Here is a 25,358-nt window from a genome sequence, read left to right as displayed (position 1 = left end):
AGATCAAGTTTAAGCTTGGTGCAATAATATATTATTTATGCTTGCCCCTTTCGCGTCATACCGATACCAGAAAGATAAAGATCAGGAACTTTATAACGTTTAACATCATCTTTAGTACCTTCATAAATAGATAACAAACCCACTTCTCTAGCAAAACTCAATTCATCATATAATTCACTTACATCAGTTGCATAGAAGGGCGAACGTCCTATTCCTTTAAGACAATCAATCAACTCTTGAAGTTCACTAAACTCTTCATTTATCAAAGCATCTAATGCTTTTTCTGATACCTTTTCAAGAGATGAACTCAAAGCCCGTGGTCGGATGATAGTTTTCTGATAAGGATTTCGCTCTTGTTCGTTTATTTCCCAATCTTTCGCCTCAGCAAAAAGTTGTAACAGAGCACGGGGACTATGGTTGTTACTGCCATCAGCAATTCGCTTCCAGACCCAGTTCCGAGTAAAGGCAGATTTACCCCCTTTCATCCGCTCACCAACCAAAAGATTCCAAATTTCAAAGACCTGTGATTCACTCAAATAGTCACTAAAGGCGTCACTACTTGATGACAAATTTGATAACAAACTACCTTGCTGAATTGAGTCTACTACAAGTCCTTTAAATCTATCCGATTTCAGAGCTTGCTTAATTATAACTTTAAAAAAATCTGATCGCTCACGCCATTCAAGGACTACAGATCGCCCGAAAAAGTGACTTTTATTATCGAAACGAAGGCTACGCCAGATATCTTCTCGCAATAGAACTTTGAATTTTAAGTTTTTCATATTGTCCCCTAAGTCAGTAATCAACGAAAGCAGTCCTTCAATGGCTTTAGTGCGTCTTTCTCGATCTGCCTGTGTATTTCCAAATCCTGTATCCAGTCCATCGAAAAGAAGAAGAATAGTAGATTGTGCAGCACCATCGAAACGAGTCAGCCAATCTCTTGCCAATAAACCAATTTGAGATTGTGGTAGTAAATTCTGAAACCATCGGACAAGTTCTAATTCGTTAGTAGGATCAGTTCCTAGAACTTGTGAGACAGCGTCATCTGGTTGAGGCTTCTCTCCACGCCAGGATAGGTGACAGGCAAGACAAGTCTGGAGTAACCAAAAGTCACGCCAGCTTTTTCCCGTAGTTTCTAAAGCCTCATCAATGGCCTTGAAACCTTCAGAGTTAATAACCCACGGGCGATCGCCTTTAAGAGGACTGGGAGATAACACTACAATGGAATCTTGCTTAGAATCTTCCAGGAGGCGGCGGAAAATAGCCGTTTTACCAGTACCTTTACGACCACGGATTAGAACTATGTTAGGCTTAAGGGCGCGATTGACTAACTGTGTTTCTACAAAGGTTTCCAGAAAATTATCTTGGTATTCTGCTGTTCCTGCAGAAAATTCTAATTCCTGTAAAATTTGCCCCTTACTATCGGGTAAACTATCCGGTAGCTCTTCTTCACTAGCTGTAGGGATAAAACGTTCTAACCATTCAGCAACCGGCTCAAAGTCACGCCACGTTTCTTGATTAGATAAGATTTTATCTGATGTAGCAATCTCTTCTCGATAGGGAATAAAATGTGTAATATCTGATTCTTTAATCGGCTCTGATCTCGATTGTTTATCCCTCAGAATAGAGAGCCACTCTCCAATCCATTCAATAGCTCTATGTTGATATCGTTCCACAACTTCTGGTGCTTTACTAGCAGGAATTGGAGACACAATAAATCGTGGCTCTGGAGTAAGCCGCTGTTCAGTTTCAGTTCGTCTAGTCTCAGCAGCAAGCAATGCACGAACCAGTTCACCCGTACCCCTTTGAGCTTGAGGATGAGGAAAGAACACAATAATTGCCAGATCAGCCAAGTCAAACAGGAGCGGTCCATTGAGAGGAGTCATTCCTGTGCGAGCATCTAGTAAAATGACATCAGGTTTGAAAGGAAGACGATCACTACTTAAAATCTGAATCAGTTCACGTAATGGATTTCTATCTTCCCGATACCAAGCTCCAGGTTCCATAAAGCTCAGTAAACGCGCATAATTGGCATTGGGCAAACCTGCCGGAATACAGTAAATCTCATCAGTTTCAGAAACCCTCAGAATATGATTACGGATGTCAGGCTCTTCCCCTTGCTCCAAACTTAGTAACACAAATACCAACCCCTGTTGATCCTTAACCTCGTCTTCCTTTCCAAACAAAGCCGCTAATCCTGGAGCTTCTAAATCCATGTCAACACAAAGCACAGTGCGTCCACGACTAGCAAGAATTCGGGCAGTATAAGCCAGGGCAGTTGAGCGACCAACTCCTCCTCTGAGGGAATAAAATGTTGCAACGATCGGTCGGTCAAGGTCTTCGTCTAGATCCGATGGAAATAGGATTGCTTCAGGATTACTAGAGCCAGAGCGAGAACGAGCCAGAGCTTCAGGCCAAAAGGGTACGTTTTCCAGGGTAGAATCAATGGGAAGAGGGCCAGCCCATTGCTGCTCTTCAGGAGTTAGTAAATCTAACCATTGAATTGTCAATTCTTCTAGCCCCTCTAGAACAATGTTCTTACGTTCTTCTTGGAATTTGTGATCAAATCCTGGGGAAATGACAGCAATACGCCAGCCTAGAAACGGATCCGGTTGAACCCGCAGCTCTGTAATCTCTAAAGCTGCACGTGACATATTTTGATGAATACGCTGTTTGATTTCTGAATGGTTCATCTGCGCCTCCCGGATTTACGACTAATTTTAAACTTTATAAAGTTTGTTAACTGCTTTGCTCCATCTACCAACTCCGCCATTGTCAGGCTACTATTACAGGTTATTTTATAACGTAGGGATGTATCCCAGTTTTCTATAAAAAATGTCTTTGCACCTGTAGAGTCACGGATATCGGAGAGACGAAATCCCGCTGCTTCCCATAAACCCTGTAGATTATGCCCCTGATTGCCATGTTTCGGAAATGATGTATTTCTAGATTGTAATAAAGCCTTGAGACTAGATTCAATGGCATAGCCTGCCATATAAACTGATCCAATTGATTGACTTCTATTTTTGAGTATAGCCTCTGCATCTGCCGCCCGTTCATTTGCAATATCTAGCCAGTCTTTGGAATTATTAGGATCCATTACAAGTATAATTACAATTAATTTGATATATTATAACACAAAAAAAGTACATAATAATGGACTTAACTCGCTCTACAATTATGGTGATATTTTTAGTTGATAGGACTGAACCAGAATCCCTTATTATTTATCCTTTCTTTTCAAAAAAGAACCAGCACCTAAAGCACTAAGTCCCAGCAGCGCTAATCCAGAAGCAGGTTCAGGTACACTGGTTGCATCTGGCTTTGAAGGATCCTCGGTGATAGTTTCCTTAAAATTAGGATTGGGATCAACATAGACAGTTGGAGGTAATAGGGAACCTCCAAGAGTAAAGGTAATTCCTGACTCTCTGTTCCAGGTAAGGATATAAGCCCCGGCATCAAAAGCCCTACCAAAATCGATATCTATAATCCAACTATCAGGGGTAGCGTTAAAGGTAGTAACAAAGGTTCTAGGAGGAAGAGGAAACGGAGAAGGAAACGGTTCAAGAGTAATATCAGAACCGACTTGCTCTAACCCTTCTACATCAAGAAACCAAGAAAGTAATTCTCCTTCAGGATTGTACTCAACAAACCCCTCGTAATCTCTAGTTTTGGGAGGAGGCTCTGGCAGAAAACTAGGAAAATCCGACAATTCAAGTTCGCCACTGAATTCTTGGTTAATTATTTGCTCAGCAGCAGCCGGTAAAACTGCAACAGTAGCAGAGGTTAAAGCGACAGCAGTAGTCACAAGAGCTAATTGGTGATAAATATTAGTCACAGAAAGTATCCTCCTTCAGTATGTATAAAATAATAGGGAATAGGGAGCAGGGAACAGCAAGAAAGAGTTACCAGGATTTTTTTGTTATGATAAATTATTATGATTTATCATAATCGCTTTTAAACTAATAAATTTAGCTTGAATTATAGTCACATAAAAAATAAATGTCAATACTTGATAAAAAGCCCTAAAATTGACGATGCCAAATTGCCTGATTAGTATAGGATTGATAATAGTAATGAATTAATTAATTTTGAAATTAGGCAAAAATTATAATAAAATCCCCATCTCCCCATCTCCCCATCTCTTCATCTCCCCATCTCCCCATCTCCCCATCTCCCCATCTCCCCATCTTCCCATCTCCCCATCTCCCCATCTCCCCATCTCCCCATTTCCCTACTCCCTAAGACGAAAGTCCCTCACCCAATTTAGAACAGTCTATAATATGTAAAGCGCAATAAAAACTAGGAGGTGATCGTGATGCTGCTCAACTACCAATACCAGGCTTATCCAAGTACTCAACAAAAACTAGAACTAAATGATTGGCTACGGATTTGTCGGTACTGGTACAACTGGCAGTTGGGCGATCGCTTTCGGTGGTGGAATGAAAACCGCACTGCTGTTAATTCTTGTCCGTTGATTACTTATCTACCAGAACTCAGAGATAACCCCGGTTATTTCAGTCAAAAAAAGCTGTTACCAATCTGGAAAAAAGACTTGGTGACAGTTGTCCACTCAGGTGAATTGCTGGACTTTACCCGAGTTCCGGCGAATACTTTACAGGACGTATGTAAAAGAGCAGACCTAGCTTTCAGTCGATTCATCAAAGGCGATTGTAATGGTAGTCGTAGCGGAAAACCTAGATTTAAAAATCAAGCTAGATATAGGACTTTAAAGATAGATGGGAAAGACTGTTTTTCTGTAGCCAGAATCGAGAGGAAATGGATATGGCTAAAGATAAGTAAACTCAAGGGCTGGCTCAAAGTACGCCTACATCGTCCGCTGCCCGACGGGTTTAAGATCAAGAATATTCTAATCACCAAGAAAACCGATGGTTGGTACACAACCTTATGCTTAGAAGATTCTACAGTACCAGCGTTTACACCAGAAAGTGTTATTCCCACTTGGGATAATGGCATAGGGTTGGATGCCGTACTTTACGGAGACGATTATCTAGCAACATCTGAAAATACCAAACTACCTTCACTTAAGTCTTACCGTAAGAATCATTCTTATTTAGTAGGACTTACGCAAATCCCTCAATTTAACGCTACCTGTAGGGTGGGCAAAACCTTGCCCACCCTACCCATGGATTCTGTGCGTAAGTCCTATTTAGAAAAGGTACAGACAAAAAAGAATGCCAAGACAAAAGGCAGTAAAGCTAGAAGGAAATTGCAATCCCGTGAAGCGAGAATACATCAACGGATTGCTAGGAGCCGAAAGGATCATGCCTATAAAACAGCTCATGTGCTGGTTAGAACCGGAAAAAAAGTTTTCTATTACGAAAATTTGAACCTTACTGGTTTAAATAAACGAAATAAACCCAAGCCAGATGGGAAGGGTGGATATTTGCCTAATGGACAGTCCGCTAAATCTGGATTAAATAAGTCTTGGTTGGACGCAGGGTTTGGGCAGTTCTTTGAGGTACTGGACTACATAGCTGGAAAAGCTGGAGCAGTAACGAAAAAGTGTAACCCTGCCTATACCTCTCAGCTGTTAAGCTATCGAGACGAGTTTGTATTCACGGATTGCGACCTCCGCGAGTATTGGGATGAGCAAGAAATGTTATTGGTTGACCGCGATATTAATGCCGCAATTAACCTAAAACGAGTGGGGCTGGGCGTGTTCCCCACTATAAAACGCGCTCATAGGGAATCCGGTTATAAATAGCTCTATAACTAATAGTACCTCAAAGGAAGTTTTAGTAGCTCTAAGGAGTGCTAGAAGCTTACACTTCACGGATAGTGAAGTGTAGGAACGTCACCTAGGCAGACCTCAGCTGTGGCAAACATAGGATTGATTCTAAAACGAAGCAATGCCAAAATAACTACATCTTTCCGAAAAACTATCAATATCTAACTTTTGTAAAAACGATAGAACAGATATGGAAGCCGAGTACATTATACAAGCATTGCAACTCGTACCACATCCTGAGGGGGGGTTTTATCGAGAGATGTATCGATCAGATCAGGTCGTAAAGACACCTTTTGGAGTACGGTCTGTTGCTACCTCAATCTATTATCTCCTCCGTAGTGGTGAATATTCATCGTGGCATCGTATCAGGTCTGATGAACTGTGGTTTTATCATGCTGGTGTACCATTGTGTCTCAACTACCTTGACGAGACCGGTTCACAACGGGGCATACTACTGGGAGCCAGTTTGACAGACGGTGCTCATCCTTACTATTGTTTGCCAGGCGGTACATGGTTTGGGGCGATTCCTTCACAAGATGATAGTTTTTCTCTGGTGAGCTGCGTTGTTGCACCAGGCTTTGACTTTGCCGACTTTGAGTTGGCAGAAAGCGGAGTTTTCCCTCAGATCAGCCGGGAGTTATTGTGATTGAGGAGCTGTTATGGGATGGTTCTAGCGAGCCGCTATGGGATTGACCTTGGCCAAAAGGCCACGCTACGCGAATGGTCACGCGGGGCGCGTTCGCAAATTACTCGATTGACCTTTGGTCACGCTGCGCGAACACAAATTAAGCGATCGCATAAAAGAGATGAGTCTAGGTAGCTGTTATGTATCTTTGCTAGGACTATTGAAAGATTGATTGTAAGGAAACAGAGTATCCAGTAATCGGTTCAAGCTCCCCTGCCCATGAACAGTAGGTTGAGTCTTCGGGGCTGGTGATTCTGTCTGCGACTCAGCCGTCGTCTCAGCCTCAATAGTTTCTGTTGTGTTAGTCTCTGTAGAATTGGTATCTGTAGTATTAGTCTCTGTTGTATTAGTCTCTGTTGTCTCTGTAGCCACCGTATTACTGGTGGATGGCACTTGACCATTCACAGATTCCGTGGTAAAGCTGTTTTCAGGTACAGTTGATGACGACTCCTGAGGTTTCTGCTCCAAGCTATCAGGATTTGGTTGAGACTCTTCCGGTAATGGACGCCCCTTATCTCCCAACACCGACGCTGATGGCACCACTTGTAGGGATTCTACAGAATGATTCCAAATTGTGGTCAGGGAGCCAATACTAGCATTAGCGCCAATTTTTCCCTTCCCCACGACCAGAACCCCAGCGCCTAAACTCGCTCCTGATTCCACCTCCAGAGTCCCTTTGTGAGCATGAAGAATTGCTCCCATACCGATACAAACACCGGCTGCAATCGTTATTTTACTATCTCGATCCGCTCGCAAAATTACCCCTGCTGAAATAACAGCACTAGGATCAATGCTCACATTTCCTTCCACGTATATATGAGAATTATTACTCAATTGAAGTTTAGGCAAGTGCATAATTTTTGGCACAGTAGACTTCGCCGCAGTTTTGGGGGTAAAGGGTTTTGGGTAAAGGGTTTTGGGATTAAATTTGACTCTAGCACTATCATTTTTGAGGGCTTCTTTACCGTTGCAAGAAGTCTAATACCTATAAATAAGCTGGTCTTGATTTAAATTAAATGGTTCTCGCAGCAAGGGAGTAGGGGGATAGGGTTTGACGGTTTGTTTTCTAAGGGATGCAGTGCGGTATTGGGGCTTCCCCCCATCTACCCACACTTCCCACACTTCCCACACTTCCCACACTTCCCTATCTGTTCCCTGTTCCCTGTGCTATGCTTATAAATTAAGGCTTTTGAATCAGCGTCTCTAGAACACGCCGTTTAGCTTTCGGATCAATACCAATCAACCGTACATACTCACCCGAATGTTGAACCAAGCAGGTTTCTAGACCTTCAACCACCTCTGAAACCCGAGTAGAGTCAATGGGGGAGCAACTCTGCCAAGAACTGGTGCGGAATCGACGTTTATCCGCATGTTCAGTACCAATCCGATAACCTTGGGACAACAGGTTACGGATCTTCTCAACGATATCTTGACTCAAGGATGAACCAGAAACCTTGCTGCCATTGAATCCTGAGGATTGGGTTGAACGGGGAGTATAGCTATAACTACTACTAGGTTTAGCACCAGGGTTTACCGTGTCCCCAGGTTTTTGAATAATCTTTTCCATCACCCGGCGCTTGGCTTTCGGGTCAATCCCAATCAGTCGGACATACTCACCAGCGTGGTCTGCCAAACAAGCCCCTAGGTCTGCCAAAGCCTGTGATAGGTTATCGGAGCTTATGCCAGGAGCACTCTTCCAGGAACTAGTCCGGAAGCGACGCTCATCAGCATACTCAATACCAATCCGATACCCTTGGGACAACAGTTGACGAACTAGATCATCGACTGATGAGTCTAAGCCATTGCTAGAGAAACCCGCAGTAGGTTGAGGAGCAGAGCTGTAGGGGCTGTAGCTAGTTGAACCAGATCCACTGGAACTCCGAGACACTTGGCCACCCGGTTTTTGGATAATCTCTTCACACACCCGGCGCTTGGCTTTCGGGTCAATCCCAATTAGTCGGACATACTCACCAGCGTGGTCTGCCAGACAATCATCCAAGGCTTGCAGCACTTCTGATTCACGATCGGAGTGTATTCCGGAAGCACTCTTCCAGGAACTAGTACGGAAGCGACGCTCATCAGCATATTCAGCACCAATTCGGTATCCTTGGCCTAACAGTTGACGAACTCGTTGTTGAAGCTCTGAACTTAATCCTGTATTTGAAGACATTGATCTGAAAGATTTATGGGAACTATCAGGGCTACTATGACCATTAGAGTCAGCATTTTCAGCAATTTCCTTGCGGATGGGCATCATGCAGGAATCATCCTCTGCACACTGATAACCCGCCCGCAATGCCTCATTGATTGCCACCACATGGTTAGCAAACGTTCTATCTTGCTCTTCTACATCCGGTAGTCGGTCAGCTTGCTGCTGATTAGTAATCACCGCTCCGGAAGGAACATATTTACCGGGAGGAATTTCGACATCCTGAACAAGGGCATGCATCATCACAATACAGCCCTCGCCAACTCTAGCATTAAACACCGTAGAGCGAAAGCCAATAAAGCAATCATCCCCAACATAAGCAGGACCATGAATCAGGCTCATGTGGGTAATCGATGCATTCTTGCCAATCCACACCGAGTACTCTTTCTGGTCATCCCCAACAACCCGACCTTCTTCAAGACCATGAATCACAACACCATCTTGAATATTGGTACCTTCACCGATGTAAAATGGTCCCCCTTCATCAGCTCGAATCGAGGTTCCCGAGGCAATCAATACATTTGGCCCAATCTCTACATCTCCAATAATGTTGGAAAAAGAATGGACATAAGCTGTGTCATCAATTTTTGGTTCAGCCAGATCCCGTGACCAAGGTGTTGGGGGAGCTGCCTGGGTGCTAAATGCCATAGATGTTTTCCTCCTAATTTTTATTTGAGATACACTGTCATGAAATAGATTTTTGTCAAGCCCCACACTTGAGGATTGGGGTTAGTTATTTCTGCTGCTCCCACTCGGGAAATGTAATCATGCAGAAATTGCTGGATTGTTAATAGTTAACCTCTACCGTTATGGCTTATCGTTACAAATAACTGCTTTGGAAAGCTATAGGGGTCGGGTCAGAATCGAGCAATGGATAACAAGCCATAAGCTACTACCCAAAGCTACTACCCAAAGCTACTACCCAAAGCTACTACCCAAAGCTACTATTGTCCGAACCTACTCACTAATACTGGTCTTTTTTGCTGTAGAGCATGCTATTGTCCACACTGACCGTGTCAATAATCCCCACCACCATAGCGTCGATGGGACGCTTGTCACTCTCACCAACTTGCCGAGCCGCGCTGCCACGGCTGACTAGCACCCACTCATTTATACCAGCACCGACTATGTCAGCAGCTACCTCATACTTGGGCAGTGGTTCTCCTGCATCATCTAGGTATTGCAGGAAAAGGAATTTAGTTCCTCTAAGACTAGGATCTTTATAAGTACTAACGACCGTGCCTCGGACCTTGGCAATTTGCATTGACCTAAATTATTACAGGACTTGGGGTGACAGGACTTGGGGGGAGATGGATTAGGGAGCAGTTATATGGCCAAGCCAAAACTAGTGGATCAAGCAATCTCTCCCCTCATGGTAAGCACATCCCCTACTTGACACCGGCATGTCTTGAATCTCAAATTGGCGGACGATTATGGACGGTTCATCGGACGGATGGCGTTAGTACTCTCCCGGAACTGTTCCACATCTTCGGTATAACGAATTGGTAGAACATACTCCAGGTTTTCGTGAGGTCGAGCAATAATATGGGTAGATAATACCTGACCTCCATTGACACGCTTAACGTTATCAATTCCAGCAGCTACCGAGGCTTGCACCTCAGACACATCTCCCCGCACAATCACGGTTACACGAGCGCTACCAATTTTTTCATAACCCACAAGGGTGACACGAGCCGCTTTCACCATAGCATCTGCGGCTTCTACAACCGCTGGAAAACCAAGGGTTTCCACCATTCCCACAGCAATTGACATGAATTTTACTCCTAGACGTTTATCAAGATTTTGATCAACCCACGCGCTGACCACACGTGGGATGGTTGTGACGGCATATAAGCGCTCTTTGCTAAACCTATAGTCACTGCATACCAACGAGTTCAGCACCCAAGCTTGTGCCAATTGCCTCTAGACTCTCTATGGTTTTTAGGAGCATCTTGGCTAGTAGCTACGGAACTGTTCCACAGCTTCGCTGTAACGAATTGGTAGGACATACTCTAAGTTTTCATGGGGACGAGCGATGATGTGGGTTGATACCACCTTACCTCCATTCACCCGGTTTGCTGATTCTATCCCAGCGGATACGGAAGCTTGCACCTCGGAGACATCTCCCCGCACAATCACGGTTACACGAGCGCTACCGATTTTTTCATAACCCACAAGGGTGACGCGAGCGGCTTTAACCATCGCATCAGCTGCTTCTACAACAGCTGGAAAGCCCTCAGTTTCAATCATTCCAACAGCAATTGGCATTTCGCTTTTCTCCTAGTGGATTAGTCAAATAAGAGTGATTAACGCTCCCTAACTAACCTTGCAGTGTAGTTAGGGCAGTGTAGTTAGGGTTTCTGTGGTATTGCAGATAACTGCAATGTTGCCGGGTAAATCGGCCTTTTCGATACACCGTCAGAACGTGAGCCGACCAACGTCATAGCAGGTAGCTAACTTAGCTAGCTAACTGACCTAGCTAATTCACCTAGCTAATTCAGGTAGCTAACTGTATTGGTCGTGCTTCTGTGCTTCCCTTGCTCCGGTCTTAATCCGCCTCATGGTTAGTTTGGGGGGGATTAAAGGGTGGAGGGGGGTGTGGGTTTGCCTAACCAAAAGTGATTGTTTCCCTGGCCAATAGGCCACGCTACGCTAACACCCCGGCTGAAACAAAGATAGTAGACGGGGAATGCCCTCAACATCTTTGTTTAAAGGACAACCAAAACTAAGCATAGAGAACCTTGGCGTATTTGACAATATAAAATATGATAATACTTCTTAATGAGAGACCTTAACAAAACTTAACATTCCGAGGGGGTCAGCTAGATTAGTTAACGAAAATTCACCGTTTTGGAGAATGGTTGCTTTTGTTTTATAATTTTTTTATAACTTTTAGATAAGTAATCCTCACTAAGCGCCAGAATTTGAGTGCGGTCACCGAGTTCCTGGGTTACGGCACTGGGAACTGGGTCGCTCTAACCTGACTAAGGATAGATGGGTGGATAGATGGGTTGTCAAGCCTGATTTGAGCTTTAATCCCTTAGCTTGATCGGTTGTCAAGCCAGACTTGACCTTGAATAAGTTAGCTTGATGGGTTCTATAAAGGTTACTTGTCATGATTCCAAAAGCAGTGTTTTATGGTAATAATCAAAAAAATATTCGGAAAAAATAAGCCTGGATTATGTCCAAGATAACCCTTAACTGATAAAGTTGTAAAAATAGTAATGATTTAAGACAAATCACCACATTATTAGCTGTAAACCGAGGAAAATCGTCACTTTAAAAAGACGTTTGGGCTAATTAGTACCGATTTTTATTTAATTGATTGCAGAAATGATGAGGTCAAGGCGTGATGACTGAGTTGCTTACTCAGACGATTTGGGTAGTTCCCATTTACAGTTGGATTGGGGCATTTTTAACTATCCCCTGGGCAACAGGAATAGTGCGTCGTACGGGACCGAGACCAGCGGCTTACTTTAACCTGTTGATGACACTTTTCGCCTGCATTCATGGCTGGCTGATCTTCCAAGCTTCATTACAGGAAGCGGTGCAAGAGATAGAGTTTCACTGGCTAATGGTTGCTGATATTGACATATCATTTGTTCTGGAAGTCTCACCAGTGAGTACTGCAGCAATGGAGTTTATCACCAGCCTAAGTCTATTGGCGCAACTCTATGCTCTCGGATATATGGAGAAAGATTGGGGATTAGCTCGCTTCTTTGCCCTGATGGGATTTTTTGAAGGGGCATTGATCGGAATTGTCTTGAGTAATTCCTTATTCCTGACCTATGCTCTGTTGGAGATGCTCACGGTGTGTACTTTGCTCATTGTGGGTTTTTGGTACGCTCAGCCTTTAGCACTCAAAGCTGCCCGAGATGCTTTTCTAACCAAGCGTGTAGGAGATATCTTGCTGCTAGTTGGGGTGGTGAGCTTAGCCACCTTTGCGGGAAGCTTAACCTTTTCAGACTTGTATACCTGGGCTTATTCAGCTAATCTACCGCCACTAGTGGGTAACTTACTGGGATTGGCTTTGATTGCTGGTCCAATTGGTAAATGTGCCCAATTCCCCTTGAATTTATGGTTGGATGAGGCGATGGAGGGACCCAATCCCGCTTCAGTACTGCGGAATTCCTTGGTGGTGACTTGTGGTACTTATGTGCTGATTAAACTGGTGCCGATCGTGACCATGGTCTCACCGTTGACCTTATCGGTGTTAGTAGTTATTGGTACTATCACAGCACTAGGCACCTCAATGGTAGCGATCGCACAAATCGATATTAAGCGATCGCTTTCCCATTCCACCAGCGCTTACATTGGTTTAGTATTTATCGCGGTTGGAATGCAGCGCGCTGATATTGGTGTGATTTTACTGGTTGCCCATGCCTTTGCTAAAGCCTTGATGTTTATGAGCATCGGGGGGGTAATCTTCAACACTAATAACCAAAATTTAGCTGAATTGGGGGGCTTAGGGTCAAAAATGCCCGCTACTAGCACTGCCTTTGCCGTGGGTATCGTTGGTCTGATTGGACTTTTCCCCCTGGGTGGCTTTTGGGCAATGAGTGAAGGGATTAACGCCTTTTGGTTTGATGCCCCTCTTCTGGTCATACCCTTTCTCTTCGTTAACGCAGTTACTGCCTTAGGTTTAGTCCGGGTGTTTCGGCTAGTTTTCCTAGGGAAACCCCAAGCGAAGACCCGTCGAGCACCAGAAGTACCGTGGGCTATGGCCTTACCAATGGTAGCGTTAACCATACTGACATTGCTGGTACCAGTGCTAATACGTCCGATGGAATTGCTATCGGAATGGGAGGATCTCAATCTCCTAGCCGAGGTAACCTTGATAATCTCTGGTGTCGTAGGTTGCACTGCAGGGGCTTTAATTTACCTACCCAGAACCTGGTCGCGGTCAATTCGGATGCCGTTGAAATTGTTCCAAGACCTATTCGCCTATGACTTTTACCTGGACGAACTGTATCGTTACACCATCGTGTTTGCTGTTCTCCTATTTTCCAAGATTACAGCTTGGGTTGATAGATATATCGTTGATGGGTTAGTCAATCTGGTTGGTTTAGGAACAGTATTTAGTGGTCAAAGCTTAAAATACAGCGTTTCCGGTAAATCACAGTTTTATGTACTGACTATCCTATTAGGAATCAGCTTATTAGCAATCTTCATCACCTGGCCCTTGAATCAGTGGTCTTTGAGTAAGTGGTCTTTGGAGCAGTGGTCTTTGTTGATAGGTGATTAGTTGTTCGCGTAGCGTGGCCAATAGGCCAAGGTGAGCAGGTTGAATGTTAGCAGGTTGAAGGTTAGCCCGTTGAAGGTTAGCAGGTTGAAAGTTAGCAGGTTGTTCGCGTAGCGTGGCCAATAGGCCAAGGTGAGCAGGTTGTTCGCGTAGCGTGGCCAATAGGCCAAGGTGAGCAGGTTGTTCGCGTAGCGTGGCCAATAGGCCAAGGTGAGCCCGTTGAAAGTTAGCCCTTTGACTGTTGAACCTTGGCCAAAAGGCCACGCGATCGCTGAAAGCGGGCCTATCGGCAGAGCCGACGCTACGCGAACGTCCATCGCGTTCAACCAATCAACCTTGGCCAAAAGGCCACGCGATCGCTGAAAGCGGGCCTATCGGCAGAGCCGACGCTACGCGAACGTCCATCGCGTTCAACTAAACAACCTGCAACCAAACAACCTTCAACCAAACAACCTTCAACCAAACAACCTTCAACCTTCAACCAAACAACCTTCAACCAAACAACCTTCAACAAACCAACCTTCAACCAAACAACCTTCAACCAAACAACCTTCAACAAACCAACCTTCAACCTTCAACAAACCAACCTTCAACCTTCAACAAACCAACCCCATAACAACAAGTAAACAAATGATTAGGAGACTGGTCGATTTATGTTGAGTGCCTTGATTTTGGTACCAATACTGAGTGCCGCTATAGTGGGGTTTTGGCCCGGGAATGTCACCGCTAAAGCAGCTCGTCAAGTTGCCTTGGTGGTTACTGGTGGTATTTTCCTCTGGTCAGTAATATTGATGACCATGTTTAACCCCGGTGACGTGAATCTACAATTTCAGGAAAATCTTCCTTGGATTCAGGTGATTGGTTTGACCTATAGTTTAGGGGTAGATGGTCTATCGTTGCCCTTACTAATCCTAAATGGTCTGCTAACCGCAATTGCCCTGTACTGCACAGATTCCAACGTCATTCGCCCTAGGTTGTATTACGCTCTGATGCTGTTGCTAAATGGCGCTGTTGCCGGTGCCTTCCTAGCTCAGGATTTACTGCTGTTTTTTATCTTCTATGAGCTGGAACTGATTCCCCTATATTTGTTGATTGCAATTTGGGGGGGTAAGCGCAGAGGCTATGCTGCAACCAAGTTTCTCCTCTACACAGCCCTTTCCGGAGCCTTGGTTCTAGCGTCATTCCTGGGCTTAGTGTTTTTGAGTGGTTCCTCTAGCTTTAGCTACGCCGAGACCAGGGAGCTGGCATCATTACTACCCGTTGCTCAGCAATTAATTCTCTTAGGAGCGGTTCTAATTGGCTTCGGGATTAAAATTCCCTTTGTGCCATTCCATACCTGGTTGCCAGATGCCCACGTGGAAGCATCAACCCCAGTTTCAATTCTATTAGCTGGTGTGCTCCTGAAATTAGGTACCTATGGTTTGTTGCGGTTTGGCTTAGGTTTGTTTCCGGAACCTTGGACAATTCTGGCACCTTGGTTGGGAATTTGGGCAGCAGTGAGTTCCCTTTACGGAGCATTCAATGCCATTGTCCAGAAAGATATGAAAAAAATGGTGGCATATAGTTCTGTCGCTCACATGGCATACATTCTGTTAGCTGCTGCTGCTGCCACTAAGCTAGCGTTGGTAGCCTCAGTTTTGCATATGATCAGTCACGGTTTAATATCAGCGCTACTGTTTTTATTAGTCGGTATCATTTATAAGAAAACTGGCTCACGGGATATCACTATCCTCAATGGTCTATTAAATCCGGAACGGGGTATGCCAGTAGTTGGTAGTTTGATAGTGCTTGGTGTAATGGCTAGTGCTGGTATCCCTGGCATGGTGGGATTTATCTCTGAGTTTCTGGTCTACTGGGGTAGTCTCCAGGTGTTACCAATCCCAACTATCCTATGCATGCTCAGCACCGGTTTAACGGTTGTTTACTTTTTACAACTAGTTGGTGGAGCCTTCTTTGGTCGTCTGGCTAACCATTTAACTGATTTACCAACCGTTAAGTTCACAGAACAATTACCAGGGCTGGTTTTAGCACTATTGATTGTGGTTCTGGGACTACAACCAGGATGGTTACTTAATTTAAGTGAACCGATCACAGCAACTTTGGTAACGACACCACCGAATGTAGCTGTGAATGTATCAAGCAATAGTTGAAGGTTAACAGGTTGTTCGCGTAGCTTGGCCGAAATGTAGAATTTAGAATTTAGAATTTAGAATTTAGAATTTAGAATTTAGAATTTAGAATTTAGAATTCTACATTCTGCATTCTTCATTCTACATTTTGACAGATAACCTTCAACAACCTTCACCCTTCACCCTTCACCCTTCACCCTTCACCCTAATTATTATGGTAGTTAGCCAGAAAACCAAACGAAAGCATCCCTTAGAGGAGTATATAAAGCGACTACAAACTGGTAGTGCCCTGCTATCGGATTCCCCAGAAAACCTGATGGAAGTAGTCGGTATACTTCACAGCTACGGCATTGTTTTAGATGCTTACTCCCGCAATCTTATCTACACTGCAGATCATCAATTTTTAGTATTTTTTCCCTTCTTTAAATACTTCAATGGCGACATTTCATTCTCAAAGCTTTTACGTCATTGGTGGCACGACCGAATTAACTTTGAGTACGCTGAATACTGTATGCGCTCGATGTTATGGCACGGTGGTGGGGGCTTAGATACTCATCTCGATACCGATGAATTTGAGCAGCGATGTGCCGAAGCAATTCAGGCAAAGTTTAAGAGCAATCCCTTGATGCTGGGAATGAACAAGCTATTTCCTGAATTCCTGCCCGAACAAGTGCGAATGCTTGCCTATACCAGTGGATTAGGGCAATTCTGGCGGGTGATGAGTGATATATTCATGTCCCTATCTCAGGGCTATGACGAAGGGGAAATTAAGTCGATTCCCCAAGTAGTAGACCATATTAAAGCAGGGTTAGTCGCAGCAGCAAACAAACCCATTACCTATGCCCCTCAGATTGGCGCTCAAAGGTATGAGATTATTCCCGAATCGGTTGGTTTGACTTTCTTGTCTGATACAGGAGTACCCTATGTAGAGGCAATTTTCTTCCGGGGAACACCCTTTCTGGGGACAGTATCTCTGAATGCCCAAGCCTACCAGATTTCCCCAGATCAAACCCGATTTACCTATGGCGCATTGTATGCTGACCCATTGCCTATTGGTGGTGCTGGAATTCCACCGACATTGCTGATGCAGGATATGAGGCATTATCTACCCAAGTATCTCAGCGATTTTTTTATGCGATCGCATCGGGGTGAAATTGACTTGCGGGTCAAAATTTGCCAAACTTTCCAGAAATCTATGTTTTGTGTCACTACAGCTGCGATTTTGGGGCTAGCACCTCATCCGATGGATACCACGGATCCTGCTGAACTTGAGGAAAATCGAGCCTATTTGGAATACTGGATGGATCGATTGATCCCCTCCCGCTTAAGAGCAGCCAATGGTCAAATGACCAACGCCTAAAACTGCCCATTACCCTGAACTACGTGTTTAAGGGTAGTGAGAGTCTCCAGGCTAATCATGCCGCGAGAATGTCCTTTTTGATTAGACATACCTAGAAACACGGAGTCTCCTGGTTGCGGATTCCGTGAAAATCTTGGTGAAGAATTAATGTAAACCGATGCACTATCTACACCTAAGGCAAACTGACGGCTTTCCTGATAAGAATCTGTCACCAGGCAGTCAGCATGACCACTACTATATTGATTAATCCAAGCAATGCCTGATTCTATAGAATCTACCACTTTCAACGCAATAGTTTTGGTCAAGTAGGCTTGACCCCACTCGGATTCTGCTGCCAAGGTCAATTGTTCAGGAAACTTAGCCACTAGATTGGCATCACCTCTGAGTTCAAAACCGTTTTCCTTGAGGTTGTTCAACAGGGTAACTAAGGCAGAGGTTTTTTGATTCTGATTAATCAGAATTTTTTCAATAGCATTGACGGGATCCGGCTGACTGGCGTGGCTATCTAAAACCATATGCCTAAGCAGATCGACGTTACCATTAGCAGACCAGTAAAGGTAGCAGTTACCAATGGCCGATTGCAAAACTGGTGCAGTTGATTGCTGGATCACCTGCTTGAGCAGGGTTGGTCGTCCGTGGGGAATTACCAAATTCAGATATGGATTTTGAGTGACCAAATCCCGAATCGAAGCTCCCTGTCCAGAGGGGAATAGTTCCAGACATCCCGTTGGCAAACCGACCTCATCCAAAGCATTTTGCAACGCTTGAGCAATCACCTGGTTAGATTGACTGGCTTCGCTACTGCCTTTGAGAATCAGGGAGTTACCAGTTTTGAGACAAAAGCCTGCGGCAATTGCACCTAGTTCAGGGAATGCCTCATAAATTAGAGCAATCACTCCCAACGGCATTAGCTGACAGTAGGTCTGAGATTGGTCAGTTTGATAGGAAGCGTTCATTACCCGCCGGATTGGATCAGATAACTTTCCAATCCTTTCCAGGATCCCGATAGCCATCTGTAGCCTTTCTGGTGTTAGCTTCAGCCAGTCCAAAATTAGGTCTGGCACTGCCATGTCCCTACTGGTTTCCAGATCTAGGGTGTTAGCTTCCAAAATATCATCAAAGGAATTTCGCATTCCTTGAGCCATGGCCTCGATGCCACGAGAGCGCTCTTCTCCCTTGGTGTTTGCCAATGCCCGAGAAGCATGGTGGACACTGGCCATTAAATCATGTAACTTCGAGGCCTTGCTCCCAGAGTCTGTGTTCATTGTTTATTAACGCCGGTAAGCTAGCCAAACCATCATAGCCGGAAGTACTGCTAGCAGTACTGCCAGTAATGCCCAGACTATGATACCTGGCCCTTTTTGGGAGTGAAGTGCCAAAGGCAACCAGACAATCAGCAGAACTAATACAATACCCAACGCTACAGGTAAGTAGCTTTCCCCAAGACTACCATGGATTGTATTCCAACGATGTCCTGTCCAACGCCAAGCTTTTTTATAGGGGTAGTGGGTGGATAGTTGCTCAATCACATAACCACTTTCGTCTACCACAAAAATTTGCTGACAGCGATGGCAGCCAAGGGCTTCTGTCAGTGTAATTGGCACTAAATGACCCCGACGCCGACAAGGGCAGGGATACTCAGAGTTTAAGTCAATCTTTTGACCTTTTTGAGATTGCACAAGCGTTATTAAAAACCAAAAGACATCTGGATGGGATAGGACGATTATTCCCAGGTAATTCCTGGTATTTATTTGCAAAAGTTGTAAACGTATCCATCTTTTTTATGGACTTTAGTCAAATTTTTAACGTGTAAGCTCACGGCCTTTTTCCCTGGAACTGTGTAATTGAAAGAATTGCTTTTACTCCTAGGGTTGACTCTTCCAAACTCACCGGTTAACACATTCTTGGCTATATCTCCACTGCACCAGCCCTTAATCGGCTTTAATGGGTTGTGCCTAATGGGATAGCCATACTTATTGAGCGCTGCCTTCTGTCTACCTCCCTGCCCTTTGCAGGTAACTAATAGTGGTTGATTTGTCCTTAACCATAAAGGCTCAATATCCCCAACACAGGCAGCGTCAATCCAATGCTCTTTAGGAAAACCTAACTTAGTCCGGTTGTACTTGGTTTGTGCTCCGGTTCCAGTAACCACAGACTTGATTGCTCGAAGCACTTTTACTAATTTTTGGCGAGTTGCATTGACTGCCGCTGCATCTTTCAATGGTTGTTTGGCTTTGGTCTTGATTTTCTGAAGTAAGCTTGGTTTCTTGTTCAAAAACTCTTCTATTGGTTTATTACCTTTCCGTTGATTACATTTCTCGCAGGCTAGACAAAGATTGCTCACCCGATTACTTCCTCCCTTAGACTTTGGGTGAATGTGTTCGATTTGCAATGGTACGGATTGTTTACCGCAGTAAGTGCATTCCCTTCCCCATTTTTCTAGTAAGTACTCTCTCACCTCATATCCGCGTCGCTCACCTTGCTGGTACTCAACGCCGCTGATTTCAGGATTCTGCATCTTTTGAGCATCAAATTTAACTCTTTCGATCCAAATCTCGTTAACCGGACAAAATTTGATTAATCGTTTTACCCAAGTCTCAATAGTCAAAATCCTATGCTCTAAACTAGGTGGAAGCCAGCCCTCTGAACGTTTGCGGTTAAGGAATCTTGGCTTTCTGTAACGGGTATTGCGATTACGTCTTCGGTGTCTTACAGCTCTTCTAGATTCTAGTTTTTTCTTGATTAGTCCTCCCCTGTGCTCTAATTCCATTCCCCAAATAACCTGATTGTTTTGGACTAGAGCAAACCCAGTGACCTGGCTACCAGGATCAATTTTTAGTTGACAGTTGGTAACAACAGGATTCTCGTTCGCGCAGCGTCGGCTTTGCAGAATCGCAGTTTTCAAAATAATAGTAAAAGGGTACATCCTAAAAACCGCCGCTTTGCCTTTGTCTAATAACCTTCGTGCCTTCTTTGGTGGAATGGGGTTTAATGGTTGTTTGTTTGTGTCAATGACAAATACATAATTCTGCATTTTTAGTGCATCTCAATTCGGTAATGTTTTCCTCGACAAGGTTGTAATAGCTTGTTAGGTTAACCACACATTTGCCTTCACCTTAATGGTTAACGATAGAGCCAGGGACTGGAGTTCATCCTTGGGTATCTTGACCAAAACAACGTAGGAAACAAATCCTTAGTCTGCAACCTAGTCGGCAATCCCAGAAATTACCGGGAATTGCCTAGGCTTAAACTAGGTGGTTAGGTTTATCAAAAAACCTTTAATTGGTTGGTAGTGCTGCTTGATTTAATTAAATATAGGGACACTACAAAGCCAAGCATGTCCCCATCTATTATATAAGCTTATTCATTGCCACGGTTGGCATCAAGTGGGATGCTTAAGCTTAACACAGCCTCCCTCAGGTTCCCTTACTCTAGGTCTGACAGGTTTATTTACTATTCGCAAGCGGGTAACGCGATTCGAACGCGCGACATTCACCTTGGCAAGGTGACGCTCTACCACTGAGCTATACCCGCACCTCAACTTATCTCCTTCTAGTATGTCAGATCCGCCAAAATTTGTCAACCCCTTCTACTGAGTTTTTAGATTCAAGAAAATTAGGAAAATGTTCCAAGATTAACTCATATGTTAGGAATCAGGGTCAGATTCTGAAGCAATTGTCCAATTTGTCGAGAATGGTAGAGTTTGTTGGCCTAAAGTTCCCTGCTCAGACTCTTCATAGCCTAATATTGACTCTTGACCCCGAAAACTCCGGATCAGGTTAGCCATTTCTATGGCATTCATGGCATAATCCCAACCTTTATTGCTCTTGATTCCCGCCCTTTCTAGAGCTTGCTGCATGGTATCTACGGTTAGAATACCAAAAATAACAGGTACCCCGGTTTTAAAACCGGCAGCAGCAATGCCCTTAGCTACTTCAGCAGCGACGTAATCAAAATGGGGAGTTTGACCCCGAATCACTGATCCCAAGCAAATCACTGCATCATAACGACCGCTAAGAGCAGCTTGCCGAGCCATCAATGAAATTTCAAAGCTACCCGGTACCCAAATATAGTCAACTTGAGTACCTTGGGGATTGGGATCAATGCCATGGCGTTTTAAGCAATCTTTACACCCCTCTAAGAGTTTACCTGTCACTAGGTCATTAAAGCGACCAATGATAATCGCAAACCTCAGGGAGGTAGATGACGTAAAATTTCCCTCGAAAACTGCCATGACTATCGTTCTAAAGGCTGATTACAGTAATAATTTAGGTCTAGCTGAGGGCAATTATAACCTAAACCACCAAAAAGTTGAGGGCACCGACTAGAAGCACTAGAAGCACCCAGACCCCTGAACCAAGCCAAAGCAAGCGTTTTGATTGCTCCCAGTTCTGAGGTGTGGCATAAGCTACTGGTACACCGACTACCAAGACAAATGACAATAGGACTAGGGCAGTGAGTAATAGTTGGAATATAATAGTCATTTTCTGTGCTGATACCTTGACGCTAAACTTTCCTAAAACTTGTTTAAAACAGGCTAATGCCTAGCTAAGCACTATAGATTCTACCAGATGGTTTTACCTTTTCTGCCAAAATTTGTTGCAATCAATGCGGTTTGAACTTTCCGATCCAGGTGATGAGTACGAGGAGTGTGGGGAATGCGAGGAGTGTGGGGATAGGGAATAAAGGGTTAAAAAAGTGTAAACTATTGATAGATTAATAGCATCAATAAAGTCAAAAGGGAGAGATGGGGAGATGGCCAGATGAAATTGATGTTTAGCCTTAATTTCCAGAATTGGTAGACTAATCACTATGGATCTGATTTTGTGTCATACCACTGCTGACTTTGATGCCCTAGGAGCAGCTGTAGGACTGACTCGCCTCAAGCCAGGAGCCAAAGCTGTACTAACTGGGGGGACTCATCCGGCTGTAAGAGATTTTTTGGCACTGCATCGGGATGAGTATGCCCTGATCGAGCGCCGCTCTGTACAATTGGCTCAGATTAATTCCGTAATTATTGTAGATACTCAAAAACGCGATCGCTTAGGGAAAGCAGCTGAGTGGTTAGACTTACCACAGTTAAAGGCTATTGAAATTTACGACCATCATCCCGTACCCCAAACTGATATCCAGGCTACCTATACACAGATTGAACCTGTCGGAGCAACCACCACCTTAATTGTGGAGCAATTACAGCAATCCCAAATCCAGTTAACTACTGCTGAAGCCACGGTGATGGCATTGGGAATCCATGTGGATACAGGTTCCTTGACCTTTGACCAGACAACACCAAGAGATGGGGCTGCTTTGACCTGGTTAATGGAGCAGGGAGCTAATCTGCGGCAGATAGCTCAGTATGTTGAGCCAGGGCTATCTCCTCAATTGGAAAAATTATTTAGGCAATCTCTAGACCTTTTGCAGCGACAAACCCACTTGGGTTACACCATTTCTTGGGTATTCCTAAAGACTCCTGGGCATGTGCCTGGCTTATCCAGTTTGGCATCACGCTTACTAGAAGTAACTGAAAGCGATGCCCTGCTTTTGGGGGCTGAGTATAAACGAAAGTCCAAAGGGGAAACCTTACAACCGGCAGATTTACCAGTTGTAAGGTTTCAGGTTGAAGGTTATTCACCGTTGCCGGTTGGCGGTTTAACGGTTGAAGGTTCTGGAAATTATTATAACAAGCAAAATTTCAAAATACAACCTCCAAGCCAAAATAACCTTGAAACTCAATCCCAGACTAACTTTCAACCAAATAACCTTCAACCAAATAACCTTCAACCAAATAACCTTCAAGCAAATAACCTTCAACCAAATAACCTTCAACCAAATAACCTTCAACCTTCAACCGACACTAACCTACCCTACTCGAAGGCCAAGGGTGAACAACTGTCAACCTCAGTTACAAAGCTGACTATAATTGGGCGGACGCGAATTGAGGGGACGGATTTGAACCAGTTGTTGCAACCCCTAGGAGGGGGTGGACATTCCCAAGCCGCTGCGGTTACCTTACGAGACTGTGATGCCCAGACAATCCTAGAGCAGCTGGTCAACCAACTAAAAGACCAAATTCCCCAACCTCTGACCGCTCGGGATTTAATGTCCTCCCCCGTGCGCACCATTCGCCCCAATACCAAGATTAAGGAAGCCCAGAGAATTTTGTTGCGCTATGGTCATTCGGGGCTTTCAGTAGTAGATAAACTAGACCAGCTGGTGGGAATTATCTCTCGAAGAGACCTGGATTTAGCCTTGCACCACGGTTTTGGCCATGCCCCAGTCAAGGGCTACATGACGAAGGATGTTAAGACCATTACTCCGGAAACCTCGATGGCAGACATTCAGTCCTTGATGGTGACTTACGATATTGGGCGTTTACCCGTTCTAGAGGATGGGCAACTAATGGGGATTGTGACCCGCACTGATGTATTGCGGCAACTGTTTCAGGAAGAGTTGAAGGTTAAGCAGTTGAAGGTTGATGGGTCAAACCTGAAACCGGCTAACCTGAAACCGGCTAACTTAAAACCTCTGTTGGCTTCGCCCCTATGGGAACTTCTGACCATAGCTGCCGAGAAAGCTCAGGAGCGGGGTTGGCATCTGTACCTAGTTGGGGGAGCTGTCAGAGACTTGTTACTAGCGGATGGGAAAAAGCAACTACTCCTAAATGATATAGACTTGGTTGTCGATGGCTTTAACCGCTCAGCGGATGCGATCGCAGGAGTCACCCTGGCCAAGGAACTCCGGAAAATTTACCGTAAGGTGCGCTTGGAAGTACACGGGTCTTTTCAAACCGCTGCCTTGCTATGGCATAATGACCAGACATTTGGCTCCCTTTGTGTAGATATTGCCACTGCTCGTACAGAGTTCTATCCTTATCCCGCTGCTAATCCTCAAGTCGAAGCTAGTTCCATTCGTCAAGACCTTTACCGCCGAGACTTTACCATCAACGCCATGGCGGCAAGGCTGACAAAGGTTAATCCCCAATCTCAATTGCCCCTGTTGGACTTTTTTGGGGGTATGTTAGATTTGCGATCGCAAAAAATTCGAGTCCTACACGCCAATAGCTTTATTGAAGACCCGACCCGAATCTATCGAGCGGTAAGGTTTGCGGTGCGATTGGGATTTGAAATTGAACCCCAAACCAAGGAATATATCCACTATGCCATTGAGAGCGGGGTATATCAGCGCACCCTAGCCGAAAACGCCAAAGTGCCAGCACTCCAAACCCGACTCAAAGCAGAACTTAACTATATGTTGCAAGGCCCCTACTGGGAACCAGCATTGCAATTATTGTTCTCATTGGGAGCGTTGCGGTGTCTTCATCCTACCCTGACCCTAGATAAACCATTATGGTGGCGAGTGCGTTTGGTTGGGCGCTGGCTACAGAGATTTGACCCAAAGCAAACCTTAAGGCACTGGCAGATGCGTTTGGAAGTATTGATTGCTGATCTAGCACCAGAAGAACGGGTGAAGGTGGCCAAGAATCTACAGTTGCCCGTAGACAGTGTTGAGCGTCTTCAAAAACTTGAGGGATTGCAAGGGGATTTCCTAGAATCTCTACCAACATGCCAGCTCAAGAGTCAAATCGTCCACATGTTGCGCGAGTATAAATTACCTACCTTAGTATTGATTGGGGTGCATAGTCCTAGAGCGATCCGACGTAAAATTTGGCAGTATCTCACCACTTGGAGGAATGTTAAACCGCCACTGGATGGCAATGATCTCAGAAAGTTAGGCTATAAGCCAGGAGCACACTATCGGGAAATTCTCGATGCACTCTTAGACGCCACCCTAGACAGGGTGATTCAGGATCAGGCTGAAGCTAAAGCATTTCTGGCCATACACTATCCACCTCTTGACCGAAAACCCTGAGGGCGCAAGCCCCTGGATTCTATCCATGGGGTTAGCCCGAACGGGAATTTATTCCCTAACTGTCCGGGAACTTTTGCCCTGAAATATTGACTATAATAAGCAAAGCAAACGA

At 44.6% G+C, this 25,358-nt stretch carries 24 protein-coding genes and 1 tRNA gene; 8 read left to right on the top strand and 17 right to left on the bottom strand.

Annotated features, from left to right (window positions below; translation table 11 throughout):
• Positions 1-35: 35 nt before the first annotated feature.
• The 3 genes from F6K49_RS03205 to F6K49_RS03195 all read right to left on the bottom strand — a co-directional run bounded on the left by F6K49_RS03205 (position 36) and on the right by F6K49_RS03195 (position 3,838).
• Positions 36-2,693, bottom strand: a complete 2,658-nt coding sequence (locus F6K49_RS03205) for a ParA family protein (protein ID WP_293094153.1) — start codon at positions 2,691-2,693, stop codon at positions 36-38.
• A complete protein-coding gene (locus tag F6K49_RS03200) occupies positions 2,690-3,100 on the bottom strand; it encodes a HEPN domain-containing protein (protein ID WP_293094150.1) in 411 nt (136 codons plus the stop codon). Before F6K49_RS03200 ends, F6K49_RS03205 begins: the two co-directional genes overlap by 4 nt.
• 123 nt (positions 3,101-3,223) lie before the next feature.
• Complete coding sequence (locus F6K49_RS03195; protein ID WP_293065773.1) at positions 3,224-3,838, bottom strand: PEP-CTERM sorting domain-containing protein; 615 nt, start codon at positions 3,836-3,838, stop codon at positions 3,224-3,226.
• Between the two features lie 480 nt (positions 3,839-4,318).
• Between F6K49_RS03195 and F6K49_RS03190 the strand changes: the two genes are divergently transcribed.
• The 3 genes from F6K49_RS03190 (at position 4,319) to F6K49_RS03180 (ending at position 6,572) form a co-directional block, all read left to right on the top strand.
• Positions 4,319-5,728, top strand: a complete 1,410-nt coding sequence (locus tag F6K49_RS03190; protein ID WP_293094145.1) for a transposase — start codon at positions 4,319-4,321, stop codon at positions 5,726-5,728.
• A gap of 214 nt (positions 5,729-5,942) precedes the next feature.
• Positions 5,943-6,398 (top strand): cupin domain-containing protein, encoded by a 456-nt coding sequence (locus F6K49_RS03185; protein ID WP_293065767.1) that lies wholly within the window; start codon positions 5,943-5,945, stop codon positions 6,396-6,398.
• An 18-nt stretch (positions 6,399-6,416) separates the two neighbouring features.
• Complete coding sequence (locus F6K49_RS03180) at positions 6,417-6,572, top strand: hypothetical protein (protein ID WP_293065765.1); 156 nt, start codon at positions 6,417-6,419, stop codon at positions 6,570-6,572.
• Between the two features lie 3 nt (positions 6,573-6,575).
• On the opposite strand, the gene F6K49_RS03175 is transcribed toward F6K49_RS03180, so the two are convergent.
• The 7 genes from F6K49_RS03175 to F6K49_RS03145 all read right to left on the bottom strand — a co-directional run bounded on the left by F6K49_RS03175 (position 6,576) and on the right by F6K49_RS03145 (position 11,763).
• On the bottom strand, positions 6,576-7,271 hold the full coding sequence (locus F6K49_RS03175; RefSeq protein ID WP_293094140.1) for a hypothetical protein: 696 nt from the start codon (positions 7,269-7,271) through the stop codon (positions 6,576-6,578).
• 144 nt (positions 7,272-7,415) lie between these two features.
• Positions 7,416-7,577, bottom strand: coding sequence for a hypothetical protein (locus tag F6K49_RS03170; protein WP_293018914.1), 162 nt, complete (start codon positions 7,575-7,577; stop codon positions 7,416-7,418).
• 40 nt (positions 7,578-7,617) lie between these two features.
• Positions 7,618-9,294 carry a ribulose bisphosphate carboxylase small subunit gene (locus F6K49_RS03165; RefSeq protein WP_293094137.1) on the bottom strand — a complete coding sequence of 559 codons (1,677 nt, stop codon included), beginning with the start codon at positions 9,292-9,294 and terminating at the stop codon, positions 7,618-7,620.
• A gap of 316 nt (positions 9,295-9,610) precedes the next feature.
• On the bottom strand, positions 9,611-9,910 hold the full coding sequence (locus F6K49_RS03160; protein ID WP_008185074.1) for a EutN/CcmL family microcompartment protein: 300 nt from the start codon (positions 9,908-9,910) through the stop codon (positions 9,611-9,613).
• 167 nt (positions 9,911-10,077) lie between these two features.
• Entirely contained in the window at positions 10,078-10,419 is a 342-nt protein-coding gene (locus F6K49_RS03155) for a carbon dioxide-concentrating mechanism protein CcmK (RefSeq protein WP_293018921.1), read from the bottom strand.
• Positions 10,420-10,602: 183 nt separating this feature from the next.
• Positions 10,603-10,914, bottom strand: coding sequence for a carbon dioxide-concentrating mechanism protein CcmK (locus F6K49_RS03150; protein WP_008185070.1), 312 nt, complete (start codon positions 10,912-10,914; stop codon positions 10,603-10,605).
• A gap of 666 nt (positions 10,915-11,580) precedes the next feature.
• Positions 11,581-11,763, bottom strand: coding sequence for a hypothetical protein (locus F6K49_RS03145; protein WP_075902542.1), 183 nt, complete (start codon positions 11,761-11,763; stop codon positions 11,581-11,583).
• Between the two features lie 235 nt (positions 11,764-11,998).
• Between F6K49_RS03145 and F6K49_RS03140 the strand changes: the two genes are divergently transcribed.
• Positions 11,999-13,891, top strand: coding sequence for an NAD(P)H-quinone oxidoreductase subunit F (locus F6K49_RS03140; protein WP_293094134.1), 1,893 nt, complete (start codon positions 11,999-12,001; stop codon positions 13,889-13,891).
• Here the strand turns inward: F6K49_RS03140 and F6K49_RS03135 are convergent.
• Positions 13,888-14,097, bottom strand: coding sequence for a hypothetical protein (locus F6K49_RS03135; protein ID WP_293094130.1), 210 nt, complete (start codon positions 14,095-14,097; stop codon positions 13,888-13,890). The genes F6K49_RS03140 and F6K49_RS03135 overlap by 4 nt on opposite strands.
• 32 nt (positions 14,098-14,129) lie before the next feature.
• On the opposite strand from F6K49_RS03135, the gene F6K49_RS03130 reads away from it, so the two are divergent.
• The 3 genes from F6K49_RS03130 (at position 14,130) to F6K49_RS03120 (ending at position 17,377) form a co-directional block, all read left to right on the top strand.
• A complete protein-coding gene (locus F6K49_RS03130) occupies positions 14,130-14,306 on the top strand; it encodes a hypothetical protein (protein ID WP_293065748.1) in 177 nt (58 codons plus the stop codon).
• 235 nt (positions 14,307-14,541) lie between these two features.
• The gene (locus tag F6K49_RS03125) at positions 14,542-16,038 is read left to right on the top strand and encodes an NADH-quinone oxidoreductase subunit M (RefSeq protein WP_293018928.1); all 1,497 of its coding nucleotides are present in this window, start codon (positions 14,542-14,544) and stop codon (positions 16,036-16,038) included.
• Positions 16,039-16,231: 193 nt separating this feature from the next.
• A complete protein-coding gene (locus F6K49_RS03120; protein WP_293035939.1) occupies positions 16,232-17,377 on the top strand; it encodes a CO2 hydration protein in 1,146 nt (381 codons plus the stop codon).
• Here F6K49_RS03120 and F6K49_RS03115 read toward each other — a convergent pair.
• The 6 genes from F6K49_RS03115 to psbZ all read right to left on the bottom strand — a co-directional run bounded on the left by F6K49_RS03115 (position 17,374) and on the right by psbZ (position 21,861).
• The gene (locus F6K49_RS03115) at positions 17,374-18,642 is read right to left on the bottom strand and encodes a glutamate-5-semialdehyde dehydrogenase (protein WP_293018932.1); all 1,269 of its coding nucleotides are present in this window, start codon (positions 18,640-18,642) and stop codon (positions 17,374-17,376) included. The two genes, F6K49_RS03120 and F6K49_RS03115, sit on opposite strands and share 4 nt — an antisense overlap.
• Before the next feature lie 6 nt (positions 18,643-18,648).
• Positions 18,649-19,056, bottom strand: a complete 408-nt coding sequence (locus tag F6K49_RS03110) for a hypothetical protein (RefSeq protein ID WP_293018933.1) — start codon at positions 19,054-19,056, stop codon at positions 18,649-18,651.
• A 68-nt stretch (positions 19,057-19,124) separates the two neighbouring features.
• Positions 19,125-20,411, bottom strand: coding sequence for an RNA-guided endonuclease IscB (iscB, locus tag F6K49_RS03105; protein WP_293018935.1), 1,287 nt, complete (start codon positions 20,409-20,411; stop codon positions 19,125-19,127).
• Positions 20,412-20,839: 428 nt separating this feature from the next.
• Positions 20,840-20,911, bottom strand: a tRNA-Gly gene (locus tag F6K49_RS03100).
• A 112-nt stretch (positions 20,912-21,023) separates the two neighbouring features.
• Positions 21,024-21,611 carry a 6,7-dimethyl-8-ribityllumazine synthase gene (gene ribH / locus F6K49_RS03095; RefSeq protein ID WP_293018937.1) on the bottom strand — a complete coding sequence of 196 codons (588 nt, stop codon included), beginning with the start codon at positions 21,609-21,611 and terminating at the stop codon, positions 21,024-21,026.
• A gap of 61 nt (positions 21,612-21,672) precedes the next feature.
• Positions 21,673-21,861, bottom strand: coding sequence for a photosystem II reaction center protein PsbZ (gene psbZ / locus F6K49_RS03090; RefSeq protein WP_070394766.1), 189 nt, complete (start codon positions 21,859-21,861; stop codon positions 21,673-21,675).
• Positions 21,862-22,189: 328 nt separating this feature from the next.
• Here psbZ and F6K49_RS03085 point away from each other — a divergent pair, with 328 nt between their 5' ends.
• A complete protein-coding gene (locus F6K49_RS03085) occupies positions 22,190-25,246 on the top strand; it encodes a CBS domain-containing protein (RefSeq protein WP_293094124.1) in 3,057 nt (1,018 codons plus the stop codon).
• The last annotated feature ends 112 nt before the right edge of the window (positions 25,247-25,358 follow it).

The organism is Moorena sp. SIO3I6, from assembly GCF_010672095.1.
The sequence above is the reverse complement of the archived record's forward strand: the minus strand, read 5'-3'. Positions and strand labels throughout refer to the sequence as shown.